The sequence below is a fragment of the Microbacterium sp. NPDC064584 genome (assembly GCF_040687315.1).
Classification (GTDB): domain Bacteria; phylum Actinomycetota; class Actinomycetes; order Actinomycetales; family Microbacteriaceae; genus Microbacterium; species Microbacterium lacus.
The window spans coordinates 98,764-117,105 of the sequence record NZ_JBFBMZ010000005.1 but is presented as its reverse complement, the minus strand read 5'-3'; the positions used below and the strand labels follow the sequence as shown (position 1 = coordinate 117,105).

At 69.5% G+C, this 18,342-nt stretch carries 20 protein-coding genes; 7 read left to right on the top strand and 13 right to left on the bottom strand.

Annotated elements, in window-relative coordinates; genetic code table 11:
• Positions 1-18: 18 nt before the first annotated feature.
• Positions 19-828 (top strand): ParA family protein, encoded by an 810-nt coding sequence (locus AB0P18_RS09375; RefSeq protein WP_344053085.1) that lies wholly within the window; start codon positions 19-21, stop codon positions 826-828.
• A 55-nt stretch (positions 829-883) separates the two neighbouring features.
• Here AB0P18_RS09375 and AB0P18_RS09370 read toward each other — a convergent pair whose 3' ends face one another.
• The 3 genes from AB0P18_RS09370 to AB0P18_RS09360 form a co-directional block, all read right to left on the bottom strand.
• Positions 884-1,426: a MerR family transcriptional regulator gene (locus AB0P18_RS09370; protein ID WP_344053083.1), complete on the bottom strand. Its 543-nt coding sequence runs from the start codon at positions 1,424-1,426 to the stop codon at positions 884-886.
• Positions 1,427-1,519: 93 nt separating this feature from the next.
• Positions 1,520-2,209 carry a MerR family transcriptional regulator gene (locus AB0P18_RS09365; RefSeq protein ID WP_344053081.1) on the bottom strand — a complete coding sequence of 230 codons (690 nt, stop codon included), beginning with the start codon at positions 2,207-2,209 and terminating at the stop codon, positions 1,520-1,522.
• Positions 2,209-2,715 carry an FHA domain-containing protein gene (locus tag AB0P18_RS09360; RefSeq protein ID WP_344055815.1) on the bottom strand — a complete coding sequence of 169 codons (507 nt, stop codon included), beginning with the start codon at positions 2,713-2,715 and terminating at the stop codon, positions 2,209-2,211. Before AB0P18_RS09360 ends, AB0P18_RS09365 begins: the two co-directional genes overlap by 1 nt.
• Positions 2,716-2,886: 171 nt before the next feature.
• Here AB0P18_RS09360 and AB0P18_RS09355 point away from each other — a divergent pair, with 171 nt between their 5' ends.
• Entirely contained in the window at positions 2,887-3,237 is a 351-nt protein-coding gene (locus AB0P18_RS09355) for a hypothetical protein (RefSeq protein ID WP_344053079.1), read from the top strand.
• A gap of 29 nt (positions 3,238-3,266) precedes the next feature.
• Here AB0P18_RS09355 and AB0P18_RS09350 read toward each other — a convergent pair whose 3' ends face one another.
• Complete coding sequence (locus AB0P18_RS09350; RefSeq protein WP_344055814.1) at positions 3,267-3,671, bottom strand: hypothetical protein; 405 nt, start codon at positions 3,669-3,671, stop codon at positions 3,267-3,269.
• A gap of 159 nt (positions 3,672-3,830) precedes the next feature.
• Between AB0P18_RS09350 and AB0P18_RS09345 the strand changes: the two genes are divergently transcribed.
• Both AB0P18_RS09345 and lpdA read left to right on the top strand, forming a co-directional pair.
• Complete coding sequence (locus tag AB0P18_RS09345) at positions 3,831-4,559, top strand: copper resistance CopC family protein (RefSeq protein WP_363359796.1); 729 nt, start codon at positions 3,831-3,833, stop codon at positions 4,557-4,559.
• A gap of 9 nt (positions 4,560-4,568) precedes the next feature.
• Entirely contained in the window at positions 4,569-5,969 is a 1,401-nt protein-coding gene (gene lpdA, locus AB0P18_RS09340) for a dihydrolipoyl dehydrogenase (protein WP_363359795.1), read from the top strand.
• Between the two features lie 174 nt (positions 5,970-6,143).
• Here lpdA and AB0P18_RS09335 read toward each other — a convergent pair whose 3' ends face one another.
• Positions 6,144-6,776, bottom strand: a complete 633-nt coding sequence (locus AB0P18_RS09335) for a CYTH domain-containing protein (RefSeq protein WP_363359794.1) — start codon at positions 6,774-6,776, stop codon at positions 6,144-6,146.
• Positions 6,763-6,996, bottom strand: coding sequence for a response regulator (locus AB0P18_RS09330; RefSeq protein ID WP_344053072.1), 234 nt, complete (start codon positions 6,994-6,996; stop codon positions 6,763-6,765). Before AB0P18_RS09330 ends, AB0P18_RS09335 begins: the two co-directional genes overlap by 14 nt.
• A gap of 67 nt (positions 6,997-7,063) precedes the next feature.
• Here AB0P18_RS09330 and AB0P18_RS09325 point away from each other — a divergent pair, with 67 nt between their 5' ends.
• The gene (locus AB0P18_RS09325; RefSeq protein WP_363359792.1) at positions 7,064-7,795 is read left to right on the top strand and encodes a glutamine amidotransferase; all 732 of its coding nucleotides are present in this window, start codon (positions 7,064-7,066) and stop codon (positions 7,793-7,795) included.
• A gap of 21 nt (positions 7,796-7,816) precedes the next feature.
• Here AB0P18_RS09325 and AB0P18_RS09320 read toward each other — a convergent pair whose 3' ends face one another.
• The 6 genes from AB0P18_RS09320 to AB0P18_RS09295 form a co-directional block, all read right to left on the bottom strand.
• A complete protein-coding gene (locus tag AB0P18_RS09320) occupies positions 7,817-10,327 on the bottom strand; it encodes a glycogen/starch/alpha-glucan phosphorylase (protein ID WP_363359791.1) in 2,511 nt (836 codons plus the stop codon).
• A gap of 102 nt (positions 10,328-10,429) precedes the next feature.
• Positions 10,430-11,431, bottom strand: a complete 1,002-nt coding sequence (locus tag AB0P18_RS09315) for a YihY/virulence factor BrkB family protein (RefSeq protein WP_363359789.1) — start codon at positions 11,429-11,431, stop codon at positions 10,430-10,432.
• Positions 11,432-11,519: 88 nt separating this feature from the next.
• The gene (locus AB0P18_RS09310) at positions 11,520-12,356 is read right to left on the bottom strand and encodes a prepilin peptidase (RefSeq protein ID WP_363359788.1); all 837 of its coding nucleotides are present in this window, start codon (positions 12,354-12,356) and stop codon (positions 11,520-11,522) included.
• 404 nt (positions 12,357-12,760) lie between these two features.
• Positions 12,761-13,459, bottom strand: coding sequence for a hypothetical protein (locus tag AB0P18_RS09305; protein WP_363359787.1), 699 nt, complete (start codon positions 13,457-13,459; stop codon positions 12,761-12,763).
• Between the two features lie 291 nt (positions 13,460-13,750).
• A complete protein-coding gene (locus AB0P18_RS09300) occupies positions 13,751-13,918 on the bottom strand; it encodes a hypothetical protein (RefSeq protein WP_363359786.1) in 168 nt (55 codons plus the stop codon).
• 54 nt (positions 13,919-13,972) lie between these two features.
• Positions 13,973-14,965 (bottom strand): aldo/keto reductase, encoded by a 993-nt coding sequence (locus AB0P18_RS09295; RefSeq protein WP_363359785.1) that lies wholly within the window; start codon positions 14,963-14,965, stop codon positions 13,973-13,975.
• 136 nt (positions 14,966-15,101) lie between these two features.
• On the opposite strand from AB0P18_RS09295, the gene AB0P18_RS09290 reads away from it, so the two are divergent.
• Both AB0P18_RS09290 and AB0P18_RS09285 read left to right on the top strand, forming a co-directional pair.
• Entirely contained in the window at positions 15,102-16,382 is a 1,281-nt protein-coding gene (locus AB0P18_RS09290; RefSeq protein WP_363359784.1) for a glutamine synthetase family protein, read from the top strand.
• Positions 16,383-16,471: 89 nt separating this feature from the next.
• Positions 16,472-17,254, top strand: coding sequence for an SDR family oxidoreductase (locus AB0P18_RS09285; RefSeq protein ID WP_363359782.1), 783 nt, complete (start codon positions 16,472-16,474; stop codon positions 17,252-17,254).
• A 61-nt stretch (positions 17,255-17,315) separates the two neighbouring features.
• Here AB0P18_RS09285 and AB0P18_RS09280 read toward each other — a convergent pair whose 3' ends face one another.
• Positions 17,316-18,242 (bottom strand): L,D-transpeptidase, encoded by a 927-nt coding sequence (locus tag AB0P18_RS09280; protein WP_363359781.1) that lies wholly within the window; start codon positions 18,240-18,242, stop codon positions 17,316-17,318.
• Positions 18,243-18,342 lie beyond the last annotated feature (100 nt).

Here is an 18,342-nt window from a genome sequence, read left to right as displayed (position 1 = left end):
ACGGTAACGTGGTGGATTGTGCACGTACTCTCCGTCAGCTCGCTCAAGGGCGGGGTCGGCAAGACAACCGTGACTCTGGGACTCGCCTCCGCGGCATTCGCGCGGGGAGTTCGGACTCTCGTGGTGGATCTCGACCCGCAGTCCGATGTCTCCACCGGCATGGACATCCAGGTCGCCGGTCGCCTCAACGTCGCCGACGTGCTGGCGAACCCGAAGGAGAAGGTCGTCCGTCAGGCGATCACCTCGAGCGGCTGGGCGAAGGTGCACCCCGGAACGATCGACGTGATGATCGGAAGCCCGTCGGCGATCAACTTCGACGGGCCGCACCCCTCCGTGCGCGACGTCTGGAAGATGGAGGAGGCGCTGGCCACGATCGAGGCCGACTACGACCTCGTGCTGATCGACTGTGCGCCGTCGCTCAACGCCCTGACCCGCACCGCGTGGGCGGCATCCGATCGGGTCATCGTCGTGACCGAGCCCGGTCTGTTCTCCGTCGCGGCCGCCGACCGCGCTCTGCGCGCGATCGAGGAGATCCGCCGTGGTCTCTCGCCGCGCCTGCAGCCCCTCGGCATCGTCGTCAACCGCGTGCGGCCCCAGTCGATCGAGCACCAGTTCCGCATCAAGGAGCTGCGCGACATGTTCGGCCCGCTCGTGCTCTCGCCGCAGCTGCCGGAACGCACGTCTCTTCAGCAGGCGCAGGGCGCCGCGAAGCCCCTGCACATCTGGCCCGGCGACTCCGCGCAGGAGCTCGCCGCGGACTTCGACGCCCTGCTGGACCGCGTCGTCCGCACCGGGCGCATCCCGGTCGCCGGCGAAGCCCGCGCCTGAACCCGTCCCCCGCGCACGGCTCCTCCGTCGCGCGGAGCCCGCGTCTGGCTGAGCGTCAGGCGGTGCGGGCGGCGCGGCGAGCCGAAAGCTCGTCCATCGCCTCGGGCGCCTGCGCGTCGAAGTCGACGAGCGTCGACTCGACCTCGTGCAGCACCTTCCCGACCGCGATGCCGAAGACGCCCTGCCCGCGGCTGACGAGGTCGATGACCTCATCGTTCGACGTGCACAGGTAGACGGACGCGCCGTCGCTCATGAGCGTGGTTCCGGCGAGGTCGCGGATGCCGGAGGCTCTCAGCTGCTCGACGGCGGTGCGGATCTGCTGAAGGGAGATCCCGGTGTCCAGCAGTCGCTTCACGAGCTTGAGCACGAGGATGTCGCGGAAGCCGTACAACCGCTGGGATCCCGAGCCGTTCGCTCCCCGGACGGTGGGTTCCACCAGTTCGGTGCGGGCCCAGTAGTCCAGCTGACGGTAGGTGATGCCGGCCGCGCGCGCTGCGACGGCGCCGCGGTAGCCGACCTCGTCATCCATCGCCGGCAGGCCGTCCGTGAAAAGGAGGTCGGTCACGAACCGGGGTTCGCCCTCGTCGTGCGCGTTCATACGCCTCCTCCTTGATGATCGGACATCTCAACGTTAGATGGGCCACGGCCCTCGGGCAACGACATCCGCTCCGGCCGGGCGGCGTGTCGCTGATCAGGAAAGGATTCGATCCAGCGCCGCACGGGCGAAGATCGCCCGCACATCGTCGAGACGCTGAGCGAGTTCGGGCGCCAGTTCGCTCGCGCGGGCGCGGGATCCGGCATCCGATCGCCGGAGGAGCGGGGCAAGCGCCGACTCGACGAGGGCGACATCGCGTTCGGCGCTCTGGCGGAGCGTGCGGACGTGGCGCGGCTCGATGCCGTGCCGGTCGAGGGCGACGAGGGCCCGAAGAATCGCCACGGCCTGGTCGTTGTACCCGTCTGCTGCCGTCAGGACGCCCGTGCTGATCGCGTCGTTGAGCAGCTGCGGAGCCGCTCCCGAGGCCGCGAGCAGCTCCTCGCGACGGTAGCGGCGCGGAGCCGCGACGATCGACGGCGGCACCGTCGTGGGCAGTGCCGGATCGCGCCCGGCGTCGAGATCTGCCAGGTACTCGCGGATCACGACGAGGGGCATGTAGTGGTCGCGCTGCAGCGTCAACGCGAGTCGCAGTCGTTCGAGATCGCCCTGCGAGAACTTGCGGTAGCCGGACTCGGTCCGGGTCGGCATCACGATGCCCTGCACCTCGAGGAAGCGGAGTTTGCTCGAGGTGAGATTCGGGAACTCGGGGCTCAGCCGTGCCAGCACCTGACCGATGCTGAGCAGACCCGCGGACGACGAGCGTTCGCGGGCGGACGACGCCGGCATCAGGCGTCCGCCGCCTGCGCGAGGTCGGCGGGCGAGACGAAGAAGTTGAGGCGGAACTTGCCGACGCGCACTTCCGAGCCGTTCGTGAGCACGGCACGGTCGACGCGCTCGCCGTTGACGTACGTCCCGTTCAGCGAGCGCTGGTCGACGAGCTCGAAAGACGTGCCGCTGCGCGTGATCTCGGCATGACGGCGGGACACGGTCACGTCGTCGAAGAAGATGTCGGCCTCGGGGTGGCGGCCCACGGTCGTCACGTCGGTGTCCAGAAGGTACCGGGCTCCGGCTGTCGGGCCGGAGCGGACGAGGAACAGCGCCGAGCGCGTCGGGAGAGCCTCGATCGCGTCGAGCTCGGCTTCGCTCAGGTCGCTGCCGAAGGGCACGAACGACAGGTCGGAGTCGTGCCCGAAGGTCTGCGTCGTGTCGGCACCGTGCGAGAAGCCCGCGTCGGCGCCCGTACCGGGAGCCTTGCGGATGTCATCCGGCTCGGGGCGGCGGTTGTCCTCCACGGTGTTCCTCTCGTCCATTCCAGCGTAACGGATCGGGCGCCCCTCGAAACGGCCGCATCGGGGGGATGAAGGCGCCGGACGCAATGTTGCGTCGTGTGTCGCGTGACGTGTCCGCCGGCGGCATCGCGCCTAGCCTGACGGATAACCGAACCTACCTGTCAGGAGATCACCGTGTCGAGTCCGCACCGCCACCTTCCGCCCGTTCCGGTGCGTGAGCGTGCGGCGTGCATGTGCATCCACGGCGCCTCCTGCTCGTCCTTCGCCCCCGGGCACGCTCTGCACCTGATCCAGGCACGCCTCTCGGCGGCGACGCCGTCGGATTGGGTCGACGGCATCGTCGAATCCGCGGATGCCGGCACCGGCGTGATCGCGGTGCGCACGCTCGCCGAGGGTGAACTGGTCGAGCTGTGGAGCGGCGCCGGCGCCGCGGCGGAAGCCCTCACGGGCACACCGATCGCGCTGCACGGGCGGTACGACGTGCTCGCCGTGGGAGCGCGTCGCTTCAACGTCCTGCGCGGCTGATCCGCCGGACGCTCACCGAGTGTGCGGCGTCACGCCGCCTTCATCATGCTGTCTTTGAGGGCCATGCAGGCATCCATGCAGGCCTGGCACGCCTGAGCGCACATCTTGCAGACGTCGCTGGAGTCCGCGTGCTCCATGCACTCGTCCATGCACATCTGGCACATCGCCATGCACGCGTCGAGCATCGACATCATCACGGCGGGGGTCATGCCCTGCATCCGCAGCATCGACCGCATCATCGTGTTGCACATGTCCGCGCAGTTCATGCACGCCGGCGCACACGACATCATCTGCGTCGAGCAGACGGTGCACGCCTGCTCGCATGCCGAGCAGGCGTCCATACACGCCTGCATGAGCTGCATGTCCATCATGGCCATGCCGTTCTCGGCCGACCCGCTCGACATCATCTCCTTGGACATCATGTCCATCATCATCGCGTCCACGGCGCTCTCCTTCTCTTGACCTGAAAGCGGCGTGCGCCGCCCGATCCGCACGCTACTCCTCGATCACGACGGCGTCACCGGGTTCTGAGCACGCCCAGCTCGAATTCACACGGACGTCACACGCCGAGCCTCGGGCGTAGCCTGAAACGGATGACTACTCTCTCTACCTCCTCCGCTTCCGACCGTCGGGGGCCCGTGCGCAGTCTGCGCTTCGCGGTCGCGATGCTCGTTTCCCTCCTGCTCGCCGCGGGCGGCGTCCTCGTCGCGGCTCCCGCGCACGCACACGACGAGCTCGTGTCCTCCGACCCGGCCGCTGACGCCGCCGTCGACACGCTGCCGGCGCAGCTGACGCTCACCTTCAGCGGCGAGCTCGCGACCGACCCGGGCGCGACAGAACTCGCCGTCACCGACGCGACCGGCGCCTCACTTGCCGATGGAGAGCCGGTCGTTGCGGGAACCGTGGTGACCCAGGCACTCGCGGGGGCGGCATCCGGCGTCGTGACCGTGCTCTGGAAAGTGGTCTCAAGCGACGGCCACCCGATCTCGGGCGAGTACGCCTTCACCGTCACGGCAGCGCCGTCGCCCACCTCGACGCCGACGGACGAGCCCACGACGGAGCCCACGGACGAACCGGACGAGATCGCGACGCCGGAGCCGCTCGTGACGGCGACGCCCGCGAGCGATGATTCGAGCTTCGGCGACGTGTGGCCGTGGATCGTCGGCGGCCTTCTCGTCGCCGGCCTCGGCGGCGCCGTCCTGTACCTCCTGGTGTCGCGGGCGCGTCGCGAGAAGGAACTCGAACGGACGCGCGCCGACGCCCTCTCCGGCGGCGGCTCCACCCCGTCGGCGCCCCCTGCCGACGGCCCCGCCGACCGATAGGCTGGAACCATGCCTCACTACGACGTCGCCATTCTCGGCGCGGGCCCCGGCGGGTATGTCGCCGCCGTCCGGGCCGCTCAGCTCGGCCTTTCCGTTGCGATCATCGAGGAGAAGTACTGGGGCGGTGTGTGCCTGAACGTCGGGTGCATTCCCTCCAAGGCGCTCCTGCGCAACGCCGACCTCGCCCACGTGTTCCACCACCAGGCCGAGCAGTTCGGCATCTCGGGTGATGTGAACTTCGACTTCGGAACGGCGTGGGACCGCAGCCGCAAGGTGTCCGAGACGCACGTCAAGGGCATCCACTTCCTGATGAAGAAGAACAAGGTCACCGAGTACGAGGGCCGCGGTTCGTTCGTCGACGCGAACACGATCGACGTGAAGAAGGCCGACGGCTCAACGGATCGTGTGACGTTCGACAACGTCATCATCTCGACCGGCTCCCGCGTGCGGCTCCTGCCCGGCGTGCAGCTCAGCGAGAACGTCGTCACGTACGAAGAGCAGATCATGACGCGTGGCCTGCCGTCCTCGATCGTCATCGTCGGCGCCGGCGCGATCGGCATGGAGTTCGGCTTCATCATGACGAACTACGGCGTGAAGGTCACGATCATCGAGTTCCTCGACCGTGCGCTGCCGAACGAGGATGCCGACGTCTCGAAGGAGATCGCCCGCCAGTACAAGAAGTACGGCGTGGACATCCTGACCTCGACCAAGGTCGAGACCGTCACCGACTACGGCGACCGCGTGACGGTCACCTATACGCCCAACGCGGGCGGCGAGACCCAGTCCATCGACGCCGACAAGGTGCTCATGTCGATCGGCTTCGCACCGAACGTCGAGGACTTCGGTCTCGAGAACACCGGGGTGAAGCTCACCGACCGCGGCGCGATCGAGATCGACGACTACATGCGCACGAACGTGCCGCACATCTTCGCGATCGGCGACGTCACCGCCAAGCTGCAGCTCGCGCACGTCGCCGAGGCGCAGGGCGTCGTCGCCGCCGAGACGATCGGCAAGGCCGAGACGATGACCCTCGGCGACTACCGCATGATGCCGCGCGCGACGTTCTGCTCGCCGCAGGTCGCCTCGTTCGGTCTGACCGAGCAGCAGGCGCGCGACGCCGGCTACGACGTGAAGGTCGCCAAGTTCCCGTTCTCGGCCAACGGCAAGGCGAACGGCCTGGGCGAGCCGATCGGCTTCGTGAAGCTCATCGCCGACGGCGAGCACCTCGAGCTCCTCGGCGGGCACCTGATCGGCCCGGATGTCTCCGAGCTGCTCCCCGAGCTCACGCTCGCGCAGAAGTGGGACCTCACGGCCCTCGAGGCGGCGCGAAACGTCCACACGCACCCGACGCTGTCGGAAGCGGTCCAGGAGGCCTTCCACGGTCTCGCGGGTCACATGATCAACATGTGAACCCGGGCCGCACCCGTGTGAAAGACCGGGGACGAATCGACACGCGGAGGCTCTCCGCGGGGCATCATGCCCGATTCGTCCCCGGTCTTTCACGTGGGGAGGGCACAGCCGACGCACGGGGCCCGGCGATGCGGACCGCGGCCGTGCGACGCCGCCGTTCGGCTGAGCCCTTCCTCAGTACCCGAGGGCGCGAGCGAGCTTCGACGCCGACGCCGCGGCCCTGCCGCCCGCCGCGATGACAGCCGCCTCCACGGCGGCGAAGAACTCCCGCGGGTCGGCGGGCGCTGCGGGACCCAGTTCGATCTCCCACTCCCGCCACTCCCGGACGGCGCCCGAGCGTACGTCGCTCGCGGTCACGCGGTCATCGACGAACTCGGCGACCAGTCCCCCGGTGCCGTCGTTCAGGGCGTACGCGGTGCGCGTGTTGAGGATGCGCGCGATCGGCGTGAGCGCGGAGTCCGTCACCGGCGCGATCGCCGCGCGGACGGCATCCGGAACGTCGTCGGTCTCGCCGAGCGGCCAGTGCAGCTCGGTGCGGCCGCCGCCGATGCGGGGGCCCTTGATGTGCCACCCCGCATCGGGTCCGCCGCTGCGCCGGCGCAGCGCGTAGCCCGCCGACGCGAGCCCGAACTCCGCGGTGTCGAGGTAGCGGGCGTCGAGCTCGCGCACCTCGGCGTCGCCGACCGAAGCCACGCCGGGAAGCGTCGTCCACTCCGGCAGCGGCGTGCCGTCCTCCACGTCGAACTTGAGCTCGATCTCGATCGATCGAGACGGCTCGGGATGAGCGCTGGGCTCAGCGGCGGTCACGCGCCGTGTCGCTGTAGGGGTCGATCTCGTCCTCGGACTCGACGAACCAGAATTCCGCCTCGGTCGGTCCGTCGCCCTCGCCGGTGTGCTCGGGTGCACCCTTGCGCTCGTAGACCACCTGGGTCTCGCTGTAGGGGACGATGAGCTTGTCGAGTTCGGGGTCGTCCAGAGGCAGAAGCTGCCCGTCGAGGGGTCCGCCGTGCAGTCGTGCGATAGCCATGCCTCCAGCCTAGACCCGCGCGTCGACCGCGACGGGGCCCTTGACGGCGACCGCCTAGGCTTGATGCGTGAAGCCGTTCGTCCTCCTCGCGACCCGGGCGGAGGACGTGCCCGCCGACGAGGAATACGCCCTGTTCCTGCGCTACTCGGGCCTGCGCGAGAGCGAGCTCGTCCGCGTGCGGCTGGAGGCAGGGGCGATGCCTCCGCTCGACCTCGATGAGCTGTCCGGCATCTTCGTCGGCGGCGGACCGTTCAACGCCTCCGACGCCCCCGAGAAGAAGTCCGCGGTCCAGCACCGCGTGGAGGCGGAATTCGCCGCACTGCTCGGCGATGTCGTCGCGCGCGACTTCCCGTTCCTGGGCGCCTGCTACGGCGTCGGCACGGTCGGCGCCTTCCTCGGCGCCACGATCGACCGCGTGCACTCCGAGCCGATCAGCGTCGTGCCGGTCACGATGACGGATGCCGGCCGCGACGACCCGCTCCTGCAGGAGCTGCCGCCCACGTTCGAGGCGTTCGTGGGGCACAAGGAGGCGATCAGCGCACTGCCGCCCTCCGCTGTCCTCCTCGCCTCCTCCCCCGCGTGCCCCGTGCAGATGTTCCGCGTCGGACAGAACGTGTATGCGACGCAGTTCCACCCCGAGCTCGACGTCGACGGCATCACGACCCGCATCCACGCCTACGCGGACCACGGCTATTTCGCCGGTCACGAGCTCGAGCTGACTCTGGATGCCGTGCGCCGGGCGCCCGTGTCGCACCCGAGCCGCATCCTCCGCACGTTCGTGGAGCGGTACGCCCGTTAGGACGCACCGCTCCACGACCGGTCAGAACGACGGCGGGGTGTGCCAGATGCGGTCGATGTAGTCGCGCATCGACCGGTCCGACGAGAAGAAACCGGTGCGGGCGACGTTGAGGATCGCGGAGCGGTTCCACGCATCCTGGTCGGCATAGGCCGCGTCCACCTTCGCCTGCTCGGCGATGTACGACGAGTAGTCGGCGAGGACCATGAACCGGTCGTCGTACAGCAGGTTCGACACGATCGGCTCGAACGTCGACCGGTCGCCGCGGGAGAACGCCCCCGAGGCGATGAGATCCAGCGCACGGCGCAGGTTGTCGTCGGCCTGATAGAACTCGGCGGGCTTGTAGCCGCGCGCCCAGAGCGCCTCGACCTCGGGCTCGCTCATTCCGAACAGGAAGAAGTTCTCGTCGCCGACGAGCTCGCGGATCTCGACGTTCGCCCCGTCATCCGTGCCGATCGTGAGGGCGCCGTTCAGGGCGAACTTCATGTTGCCCGTGCCCGACGCCTCCTTGCCGGCGAGCGAGATCTGCTCGGACAGGTCGGCGGCGGGGATCACGCGCTCGGCGAGGGTCACGTTGTAGTTCGGCGGGAACAGGACCTTGAGGCGCCCCTCGAGGCGCGTGTCGGCGTTCACGACGGAACCCACGGCGTTGATCAGGTGGATGATGTTCTTCGCCATCGCGTAGCCCGGGGCGGCCTTCGCACCGAAGATCGCCGTCCGTGGCTGCAGGTCGGCGGCCGCGACGCGCCCCGAGATGACGCTCTCGTACTGCGTCACCACGTGCAGGATCTTGAGCATCTGGCGCTTGTACTCGTGCAGACGCTTGACCATGACATCGAGCATGTGGCCGTCGCTCACCTCGAACCCGTCGCGCTCACGCAGCACGGCGCTGAGGCGGCGCTTGTTCGCGACCTTCACCTCGGCGAAGCGGGCGCGGAACTCCGGATCCTCGGCGTGCGTCTCGAGTTCGCGCAGGCGCTCCAGATCGGTGACCCAGCCCGATCCGAGGGCGTCGGTGATCAGCGCCGACAGCTCGGGGTTGGCGAGGCGAACGAAACGGCGCGGGGTGACGCCGTTCGTGACGTTCGTGAACTTGCCGGGGAAGAACTCGTCGAAGTCCGGCAGCACCTTCTCGCGCAGCAGCTGCGAGTGCAGCTCGGCGACGCCGTTGACCTTCGCGCCGGCGACCGTCGCGAGGTAGGCCATGCGGACGGATCGGACCGGGTGCTCGCCGATGATCGACATGTCGCGGATGCGCATCTCGTCGTCGCCGAAGCGCTCGCGGACGGCATCCAGGAAGTCGTCGTTGATGCGGTAGATGATCTCGAGGTGCCGCGGCAGCAGGTGGCCGAGCAGATCAACCGACCAGACCTCGAGGGCTTCGGGCAGCAGCGTGTGGCACGTGTACGCGAAGCACTTCTGGGTGATCGCCCACGCGTCCTCCCACTCCATCTTCTTCTCGTCCACGAGCACACGCATGAGCTCGGGCACGGCGATGACCGGGTGGGTGTCGTTCAGCTGGAAGATGATGCGGTCGGGCAGCTTCGTGAGGTCGAAGTCCTTCGGCAGCGTGACATCGAGGAAGTCCTTGATGGATGCCGCGACGAAGAAGTACTGCTGCTGCAGCCGCAGCTCCTTGCCCTGGGGCGTGGAGTCCTCGGGGTACAGCACTTTGGAGATGTTCTCGGCGAACGTCTGCGCGCGGACGGCCTCTTCGTAGTCGCCGGAGTTGAACACGCGCAGATCGAAGGAGTTCGTCGCCTTCGCGCTCCACAGGCGGAGCGTGTTGACCCGGCCGTTCTGGTAGCCCGGCACCATGTAGTTGTACGGAACGGCCTGGACGTTCCAGCCCGGCAGCCAGCGGGAGCGCTGCACACCACCGTCGTCGTACGTCTCGGTGTGGCCGCCGAATGAGATCGTCTGGGCAGCCTCGGGGTGCGGGAACTCCCACGGCGATCCGTAGGCGAGCCAGGAATCGGGCTGCTCGACCTGCTGGCCGTCGTCGAAGGTCTGGCGGAAGATGCCGTACTCGTAGCGGATGCCGTAACCGGTGTTCGGCACACCCAGCGTGGCGAGCGAGTCGATGAAGCAGGCCGCGAGACGACCCAGGCCGCCGTTGCCGAGGCCGGGCTCGACCTCCTGCTGGCGCAAATCGTCGAGGTCGATACCGCACGATGCGAGTGCCTCGCTCGCGATGTCGGTGAGACCGCTCGCGAGGAGATTGTTGTCGAGCTGCCGGCCGAGCAGGTACTCGGCCGACAGGTACGCCACACCCTTGGCCTGCACTTCGCGCTGGCGGCGCAGGTCTTCGAGCCACCGCGCCATCAGGTAGTCCCGCACGGTGTACGCCAGCGCGAAGTACCGGTCGGTCGCGCTGGAGGTGGACAGCGCGACGCCGCGGTTGAAGTTGAGGTTCTGCAGGAACTCCCGGACGAACCCGTCGACCGTGCTGGCGGGCGCGGTGACGGGAGCCAGAGCGAGAGCATGCGTCGCGCGCGTCGCGGACTCTGAGGCGAGGGTGGGCTTTTCGGGCATGGTACGAAATTACCGATCAGGTTCGGTCGCGCGCCCATCGGACGAGCGCGTGATGCAAGCGTTTACAAGATCTTCACACGTCCCGTGCTCCGCGCACCACGCTCAGACTCCCGTGCGCTCCTTCTCCTCCACCCGACGAGCCGCGGTGAGCTCGGCGGTGGCGATCCGCACCGACTCCTCGGCGCGTCGCACCCGCCGCTGCGCGAACGTCGATGCGCCGAAGCGGGCGCGCACGCGATCCTGCTCCTCCTCGACACCGGTGATGATGTAGGCGCCCGCGATCAGGATGACCTGCGCCGAAAGGTTGAACCACAGCAGCAGCGCGATGAGCGATGCGAACGAGGCGAGGAGCGGGTTCGAGGACGCGCCGGCGACGAAGAGGCTGGACAGCTGCTGGAGCGCGGTCAGTCCGACGGCGCCGAGCAGCGCGCCCGGTAGCAGTGCGCGCCACGAGGCCTTCACTCCGGACAGCGTCCGGAACAGGACCGCGATCGCGGCAGCGTCCAGGAGGAAGACGACGACGACGGAGACCACGCGCGTGCCGATGAGCGTGAGCGGGTCGGTGTCGGATACCCCGATCAGCCCGCTGAGCAAGCCGATGCCGGCGTTGGCGAAGAAGGTGACGACGGCGGATGCCGCGAATGCGGCGCCGATCCCGACCGCGATCAGGAGGTTGCGCAGGAGCGCGAGGACCCAGAAGAGATCGTCGGTCAGCTGCCCCGAGAGGGCGTGGAACGCGGCGCGCAGTGCGCCGATCGCGCCGATCGCGGCGCCGATCAGACCCACGATCGACAGCACGGTCGCGACGGTGAGCCCGCCGGAGAAGGCGATCGAGCTCGGATCGATGAGACCCTCTTCTCCGACGAGCCCGGGGATGGCGGCATCCACCGAGTCGACGAGCGACTGCAGGGCCGCCGGGTTCCCCGCGAGGAAGAGCCCCGCGACGGAGAACCCGAGGAGGACGCCGGCGAACACGCTGAACAGCGCGCGATATGTGACGCTGTCCGCGAGCATCGGTCCGCGGTGCTCGCCGTACAGGAGGAAGGCGCGGACGGGCTTGAGGGTGAGCGCCCACGCGGTGATCCGTGCGATGAGTTCAGGCATGCGATCGAGGCTAACCGGCCCGGAAACCGGTCGTCGGGACTTGACGCTGCGCGGCGTCCGTGCTCGTGGGATGAATCTCCGGTCGGGACTACTGGCCGCCGGTGTACATGCGAAGATAGGCGGCGGCAATCCCCTCGCCGACGAAGATGCCGCTCCATGCCCCGAGGATCATCCAGGGACCGAACGGGATCGCAGTCTTGCGGCCTGCCCGGCGCGCGATCATGAGGCCGATCCCGAACACTCCCCCGTAGAAGAAGGCGAAGAACGCGCCGACCGCGAGCGCCCCCCAACCGATCCAGCCGAGGTACAGCCCGATGATCCCGGCGAGCTTGACGTCGCCGCCGCCCATCCCGCCGGGGCGGATGAGCCGCAACAGGAAGTAGAACGCGTACAGGATCGCCATGCCGATGCCGGCGCGCAGCAGCGCGGGCCAGTCCGCGCTGAACAGCGCCGCAAGGGTCAGCAGTCCGATCGCAACCGGGTAGCTCGGCAGCACGATCGCGTTCGGGAGGCGGTGGGTGTCCAGATCGATGAGCGTCAGCACGATGCTGATGGCGGCGAAGTACAGGTACGCGATCAGGACCAGGGGCACGGCGACCGGCATCCGCGCCCACGACGTGTCGGTGAAGACCGCGAGGAAGAACCAGACGACGGCGGCGAACGCGACACCGGTGAACGCCTCGACAAGCGGATACCTGAGCGGCACCGGCTCTCCGCAGTGAGTACACCGGCCGCGGACCATCAGTCGACCGAGAACAGGCGCTCTGTATCGCGCGGCGATCGCCGAACCGCACCGCGGGCAGCGGCCGCCCTGTATGACGGGGATGCCCGCAGGCACGCGCACGGCGACGAGGTTGAGGAAGGATCCGACGGCGAGACCGAGCAGGCCGGCGACGATGGCGAGGACCGGCGTCAGCGATGTCACCCTCCCGCGCTCCTTCCCGACCCCGACGGCGCGGCCATGCCCGGTCGACACGTGATCTCTTGTTCTGCAGGGCTCGACCGGACTCGCGAGCGGCGCGGAATAGTCCTCATGTCGTCGCCGGCGACGTCGCGTGTGACACCAACGCAGTCTGACACCCCGCGCGACGCCGGTGCGTCGTGCGTCAGATGTTGTGGATGACCACGTTGATTGTTCCCGCCCGGCCGGTTGTCCCATTCCGAGATGGTCGTTCTTGTGCCGAGATGGTCGTTCTTGTGCCGAACATGGCCGCATCGTCCCGGCAGAGAACTGGCCACCTCGGCGGAGGACCCGCCACCTCGGTCGGAGACCGACCACCTCGGCGGAGGACTCATCGGCTCGGCGCGCGAGCAGCGGGAGTTCCGGGACTAGGCGGCCAGAAGCCCGCCCAGCGGGATCGCGCGAGCCGCGACCAGCACTGCGACTGCGGCGAGGGCGAGGACCGACACCATGATCGCGACCACCGGAATCAGCTTGCGAGTCGGACGCCGCACCGCCAGGACGAGGCCGACGGCCGCGAGCAGGAACGCGGCGATCAGCAGCGTCACGACCGCGAGGTTGACCACACCCGCCAGGACGGGATCCGCCCTCAGCGCCGGATGAGCGATCAGCCCACTCACCGCGGCGAGGCCGGCGATGACGAGCGAGGTTCTGGCCGGCCCGTTAGCCGCAGCCGGGAGGTAGGTCACGCGCGGCACATGAACGAACGGCGTCGGCGCAGGAACAGGGACGACCGGGGGTAGCGTGCGATCGTCGAAGCGGATGCCGCTGCCCGCGAACTGGTCCGGGAACAGCCCCGGCGACGCACTCTCACCGCGCAGCCGTGAGGCGGGCAGCGGAACCGGTCCCCGTAGCAACACGGGCTCCGCCTTCTGCTCCGGCTCCCACCGCGGGATCGGGTGTGGGAGGGCCGCCACTTCCTGTTCCCCCTGCGGCACCGGCTGTAGCACCTCCACCATGGCCGGTTCGCGCTCTTCGGCCGGTTCCACCACGGGTTCCGACTCCCCCACCGGCACCCGCTCGCGCTTCGCTGCCGCGGTCGATGCGGTCGGCGCCTCGACCGTCACCGCCCGCGCACGCTGTCGCAGTTGTGCCCGTGTCAGCGGTGCGTCGGGCTGCGCGGTCGCCGCGCCTTCCGCGCGACGCTCTGCGCGAGTGCGGTGCGACGGCGCTGATGACGGCGTACGGTCGGTCATCATCTCCCCCAAGAGACGTCCTGTGGACGGCACGTCATCCCGAAGCTGTGCCGTCTCTGGCAAACCTACCGGTTGCAACGTCGGTCGGCGTCACAGCGTCCGCCCGTGACGCATGACGAGTCGTCGCAGACCGTCGTTCCACCCCGAACGCGCGCGTCGCGCTCACGATCGAGCGGGAACCCCGTGCGTCACCGAGACCTCCGTCACGCGCTCGACGACCGACGAAAGGCGAAGTCCAACCTGGGTCGCAGACTCTTCGCCAGCCCAGCTTCCGTCGATCTCGAGTGCCCGACGCGTCTCGATCGCCTCGATCACGCCGACGATCGCCATGTTGGCGACATCCGAATGCACCTCCCGGCGCAGCCGATCGCAGGCCTTCCAGCCTCACCAGAGCGGGTGAATGGCCTCCCGAAGGCGACGGTCGTAGACCTCACGGACCACCGCGTCGAACGCGTCGACATCGAACCCGGCGGAGACGGCGTCGGCGGCATCCGCATTCGACTGCGCCTGCCCCACGTTGCGGGCGCCCGGGATGACGCTTGTGACGCCGGACTGCGCCGCGATCCACGCGAGCGTCGCCGCCGGCAGGGACACGCCTTCGGGCAGCGCGGCCGCCAGTTCCGCAGCTGCGGCGAGACCCACCTCGAAATCGACACCCGAGAAGGTCTCCCCGCGGTCGAACGCTTCGCCGTGCCGGTTGTACGACCGGTGGTCGTTGTCGGCGAACGACGTCTCAGTCGTGTACTTCCCCGACAGCAGCCCCGACGCCAGCGGCACCCGCGCGAAGACCGCGACGCCGTTCGCCGCGGCCGCGGGCAGCACATCGTCCAACGGCTTCAGACGGAAGGGGTTGAAGATGATCTGCACGTTCGTGACGTTCGGCCGCGCGATCGCGGCGAGCGCCTGCTCGCAGGTCTCGACCGAGACGCCGTACGCGGCGATCGTGCCCGCGTCGACGAGCGCGTCGAGAGCCTCGTACGTCGCGTCGTCCTCGATCACCGCCGTCGGCGGGCAGTGCAACTGCACGAGGTCGAGGGTGTCGACGCCGAGGTTCGCGCGCGAGCGGTCGGTCCATGCGCGGAAGTTCTCGGGCGTGTAGTTCTCCGGCTCCTGCGGCAGGCGGCGGCCCATCTTCGTGGCGACCGTGATGCCGTGATCCGCGCGCCCCGCGAGGAACCGCCCGATGAGCGACTCACTGCGCCCGTCGCCGTAGACGTCGGCGGTGTCGAAGAGGGTCACGCCGCGTTCAGCGGATGCCGCCAGCACGGCGAGCGCGTCCTCCTCGCTGACCGCACCCCAGTCAGCCCCGAGCTGCCAGGTACCCAGGCCGATCTCGGAGATCGATCGGCCGGTGCGTCCCAGGGGGCGCTGCTGCATGGGGATCCTCCTTCGCGTGCCCGCGGCGGGCACCGCGTTCCAGCATGTCACGCGGTGGTCGCGCGGGGGCGTGCGAGTGGACGACGGAGCCGGCAACCGCGATGATGTCCCATCATCGGCATCCGAGGAGCGGATCATGAGCGGCAGCACAGACGATCGCTCCGTCGGCGTCGACGGGCCGCTTCTGATCACGTCCGTCGACGCCGCCGGGCGCGAACGCTCGCGGCTGATCCCCCGGGCACGGGTGGATTCCGTGCTGCGGACGGGGGTGCACGCGTCGATCAGCAGCGTCGCCCTCTTCACGCCGACCGATGATCCGGTCGATGCGCTCGGCCGGGATGCGGTGATCGGCGACCTCCTGCTCGCCCCGGATGCCGAGCGCATCGCACGACTCGGCGAGCGCGGTCCGGCCTGGACGCCCGCGGACGTCCGCGAGATCGACGGCACGCCGTTCGCGGGATGCGGTCGGCGCGCCGTGCGCCGCCAGCAGACGCGCCTCGCCGAGCGGGGACTGAGCGCGCGGATCGGCTTCGAGATCGAGTTCACCCTCGACGGCGGCGAGGCGGTCGATCCGTCACCGGCACACACCGGACCCGCCTACGGCCAGCATCCGATCCTGCAGAACGAGGCGTTCGCGACCGAGCTGCTGACCGAGTTCGACGCGGCCGGCGTCCCGGCGCTGCAGCTCCACGCGGAGCACGGACACGGCCAGTTCGAGGTCGCCCTGGATGCCCGCGACCCTCTGGACGCGTGCGACGACGACGTGCTGGCGCGGCTGGTGATCGACCGCGTCGCGCTTCGGCACGGACTGCGGGCGGACTTCTCGCCGATCCCCCGCGTGGGCGCGGCGTCGAACGGGATGCACATCCACCTCTCGCTCGCCCGCGACGGCGCGCCGCTCTTCAGCCCGGATTCCGATGACGCCCCCGGATCCGCCGGCAAGGCGGCGATCGCCGGGATCCTGGCGGAGCTTCCCGCGCTGACGGCGCTCCTCGCGGGGAGCGTGCCGAGCTACGAGCGGCTCCGGCCCGGCCGTTGGTCGGGCGCCACGGTCTGCTGGGGGCCGGGCAACCGCGAAGCGGCCGTCCGCTACGTCGCATCGACCGCCGGCGGTTCGGCTCGCGGCGCCAACATCGAGATCAAGCCGGGGGACGCGTCCGCCAACCCCTACTACGCCGTGGCTGCCCTCCTGGCGGCGGCCGAGAACGGCATCGCACGCGGAGCCGTCCCGCCCGCACCGGTTCTCGTGAGTCCGACACGCCTTTCCGAGGGCGAACGCGCCGCGGTCGGCATCCGTCCCCTGCCGTCGAGCCTCACCGAGGCGCTGGCGGAGCTCGACCGGTCCGTCGTCCTGCGGGCGGCGCTCGGAGACGCGCTGATCGACCTGTACCTGGCGGTGCGGACACCACACGGGTGACCCGTGGGTCTTTCGGCCTACGCACGGCCGACGCGAGCCGGAGACACTGAAGGCGACGGCGCACCTGAGGCCGTCAGGAAGAGGTTCCCATGTCCCGCACATACGTCATCACCGGCGCCGCCAGCGGCATCGGAAAGGCGACGGCCGACCTGCTCGTCGAGCGGGGTCACAAGGTGATCGGCGTGGACCTGCACGGTACGGACATCGATGCGGACCTGTCGACCGCCGCCGGACGGGAGTCCATGGTCGCCGCCGTGTCCGACATGAGCCGGGGGACGATCGACGCGGTGATCGCGAACGCCGGGCTCGCGACACCCACCGCTGCGACGGTCGCCGTCAACTACTTCGGCGCCGTGGCCACGCTCGAAGGTCTTCGGCCGCTTCTGGGCGGTTCGCCCGCGCCACGCGCCGTCGCGACGGCATCCATGGCGTCCCTCTACCCGCCGGATGAGGCTCTGCTCGAGCTGCTGCTCGCCGGCGACGAACCGGGCGCTCTGGCGCGGGGCGCGGAACTCGAAGCCGCCGGCGGTGACACGGCGAACCTGATCTACGGCACGACCAAGCGCGCGCTCGCCCGATGGATCCGCCGCCACGCGGCCTCCCCCGAATGGGCCGGCGCAGGGATCCCGCTCAACGCCGTCGCTCCGGGAGTCGTCGTGACCCCGATGACCAAAGCGTTCACCGACACCGCGGAAGCCCGCGCGGCGATCCTGCAGATGGTCCCGATGCCGCTGAACGGCATCTTCGAACCTCGCGACGTGGCCTACCTCCTCGGGTGGCTCGCCAGCAAGGAGAACGCCCACCTGTGCGGGCAGGTGATCTTCATCGACGGTGGGTCGGATGCGGTCATCCGGGGCGATTCGACCTGGTGACAGGTCCGCGAGGCCGCGGTCTGGGGGGACCGCGGCCTCGCGTCTTCGGCCGGATCCGCGGTCAGGGGCGGATGACGACGGGCGTCCCGAACGGCAGCGCGGCGAGCTTCTCGATCGCGGCCGGGTCCACGCGGAGGCAGCCGTTGGAGAGGATGCCGGACCGCTCGTCGTGGTAATGGAATGCCGTGACCGCGACGGTCGCCCCACCGAATCCGTCGAGGGTCGGCGACTGCACCGCGAGGTACACGAGCGGAAAGCCGCGTGTGTACCCGAACGAGGGCTCGACCCGCGTGGTCATGATGTACGTGCGGCCCACGGGAGTGGGCGTCTCGGCGACCCCTGAGCCGAAGTCGGTGGCGATGCGCTCGGCCGTACCCGCTCGAACGATGTCGATCGTCCGGGCGGTGAGGTTCACGTCGACGATCGCCTCGGACGGCATGACCTCGACATCCGCGGCACGCAGCCAGCCCGTGACCTGGGCGGAGCTGCCCTGCGAAGGATAGGCCTGGCGGCCCACGAGCAGGACGCGCACCCAGTTCTCCTCGCGCTGGATCACCGGCGCAGTGGTGCCGTCGAACGTCAGGTCGCGCGGGAGGAACGCGATCGGCTGGCCGCTCGGCTCGGCGAACACCGGCGCGCCGGCGGCGAGCGGCCGGGCGGTCTCGCCGGTCAGTGCACCGAAGGGATCATCATCGAGGACGAGGGACGGATTCACGGCGAAGACGTCCAACGGCGCGAGCGTGGCCGGGTCGTACACCGTCGTGTTCGCCGGGATCGGCGGCGGGGCCGGCGTCGCTGCCGGTTCGTCGGACGCGGCGGGCGTCGCGCTGGGTGTCGGAGCGGGCGCGGAGGCGACCGGATCGGCGGGGCGCAGCATCCCCCCGACGATCAGTCCGACGGTGACGACGAGGGCGATCCCGACGATGACCGCCCCCACCACGAAACGCCGCGAGCGGACGAAGGGAGTGGAGTCCTGTGCGTGCTCCATGACTTCATGCTCGGCGCTCCACGCCGGTGCCGCAACTCGGACGTCCGCCCGTTCGCGGGGGCTCCGCCGACCGGCTAGGATAGGGGAGTTGTCCGCTCGC

Excerpts from the sequence above, each read along its gene's own strand:
- AB0P18_RS09330 (WP_344053072.1), bottom strand. The coding sequence starts at position 6,996 with ATGGCTATCGCACGACTGCACGGCGGACCCCTCGACGGGCAGCTTCTG.
- AB0P18_RS09300 (WP_363359786.1), bottom strand. The coding sequence starts at position 13,918 with ATGGCGATCGTCGGCGTGATCGAGGCGATCGAGACGCGTCGGGCACTC.
- AB0P18_RS09320 (WP_363359791.1), bottom strand. The coding sequence starts at position 10,327 with ATGCCCGAAAAGCCCACCCTCGCCTCAGAGTCCGCGACGCGCGCGACG.
- AB0P18_RS09280 (WP_363359781.1), bottom strand. The coding sequence starts at position 18,242 with ATGGAGCACGCACAGGACTCCACTCCCTTCGTCCGCTCGCGGCGTTTC.
- lpdA (WP_363359795.1), top strand. The coding sequence starts at position 4,569 with ATGCCTCACTACGACGTCGCCATTCTCGGCGCGGGCCCCGGCGGGTAT.
- AB0P18_RS09345 (WP_363359796.1), top strand. The coding sequence starts at position 3,831 with ATGACTACTCTCTCTACCTCCTCCGCTTCCGACCGTCGGGGGCCCGTG.
- AB0P18_RS09295 (WP_363359785.1), bottom strand. The coding sequence starts at position 14,965 with ATGCAGCAGCGCCCCCTGGGACGCACCGGCCGATCGATCTCCGAGATC.
- AB0P18_RS09350 (WP_344055814.1), bottom strand. The coding sequence starts at position 3,671 with ATGATGATGGACATGATGTCCAAGGAGATGATGTCGAGCGGGTCGGCC.
- AB0P18_RS09315 (WP_363359789.1), bottom strand. The coding sequence starts at position 11,431 with ATGCCTGAACTCATCGCACGGATCACCGCGTGGGCGCTCACCCTCAAG.
- AB0P18_RS09285 (WP_363359782.1), top strand. The coding sequence starts at position 16,472 with ATGTCCCGCACATACGTCATCACCGGCGCCGCCAGCGGCATCGGAAAG.
- AB0P18_RS09290 (WP_363359784.1), top strand. The coding sequence starts at position 15,102 with ATGAGCGGCAGCACAGACGATCGCTCCGTCGGCGTCGACGGGCCGCTT.
- AB0P18_RS09370 (WP_344053083.1), bottom strand. The coding sequence starts at position 1,426 with ATGAACGCGCACGACGAGGGCGAACCCCGGTTCGTGACCGACCTCCTT.
- AB0P18_RS09365 (WP_344053081.1), bottom strand. The coding sequence starts at position 2,209 with ATGCCGGCGTCGTCCGCCCGCGAACGCTCGTCGTCCGCGGGTCTGCTC.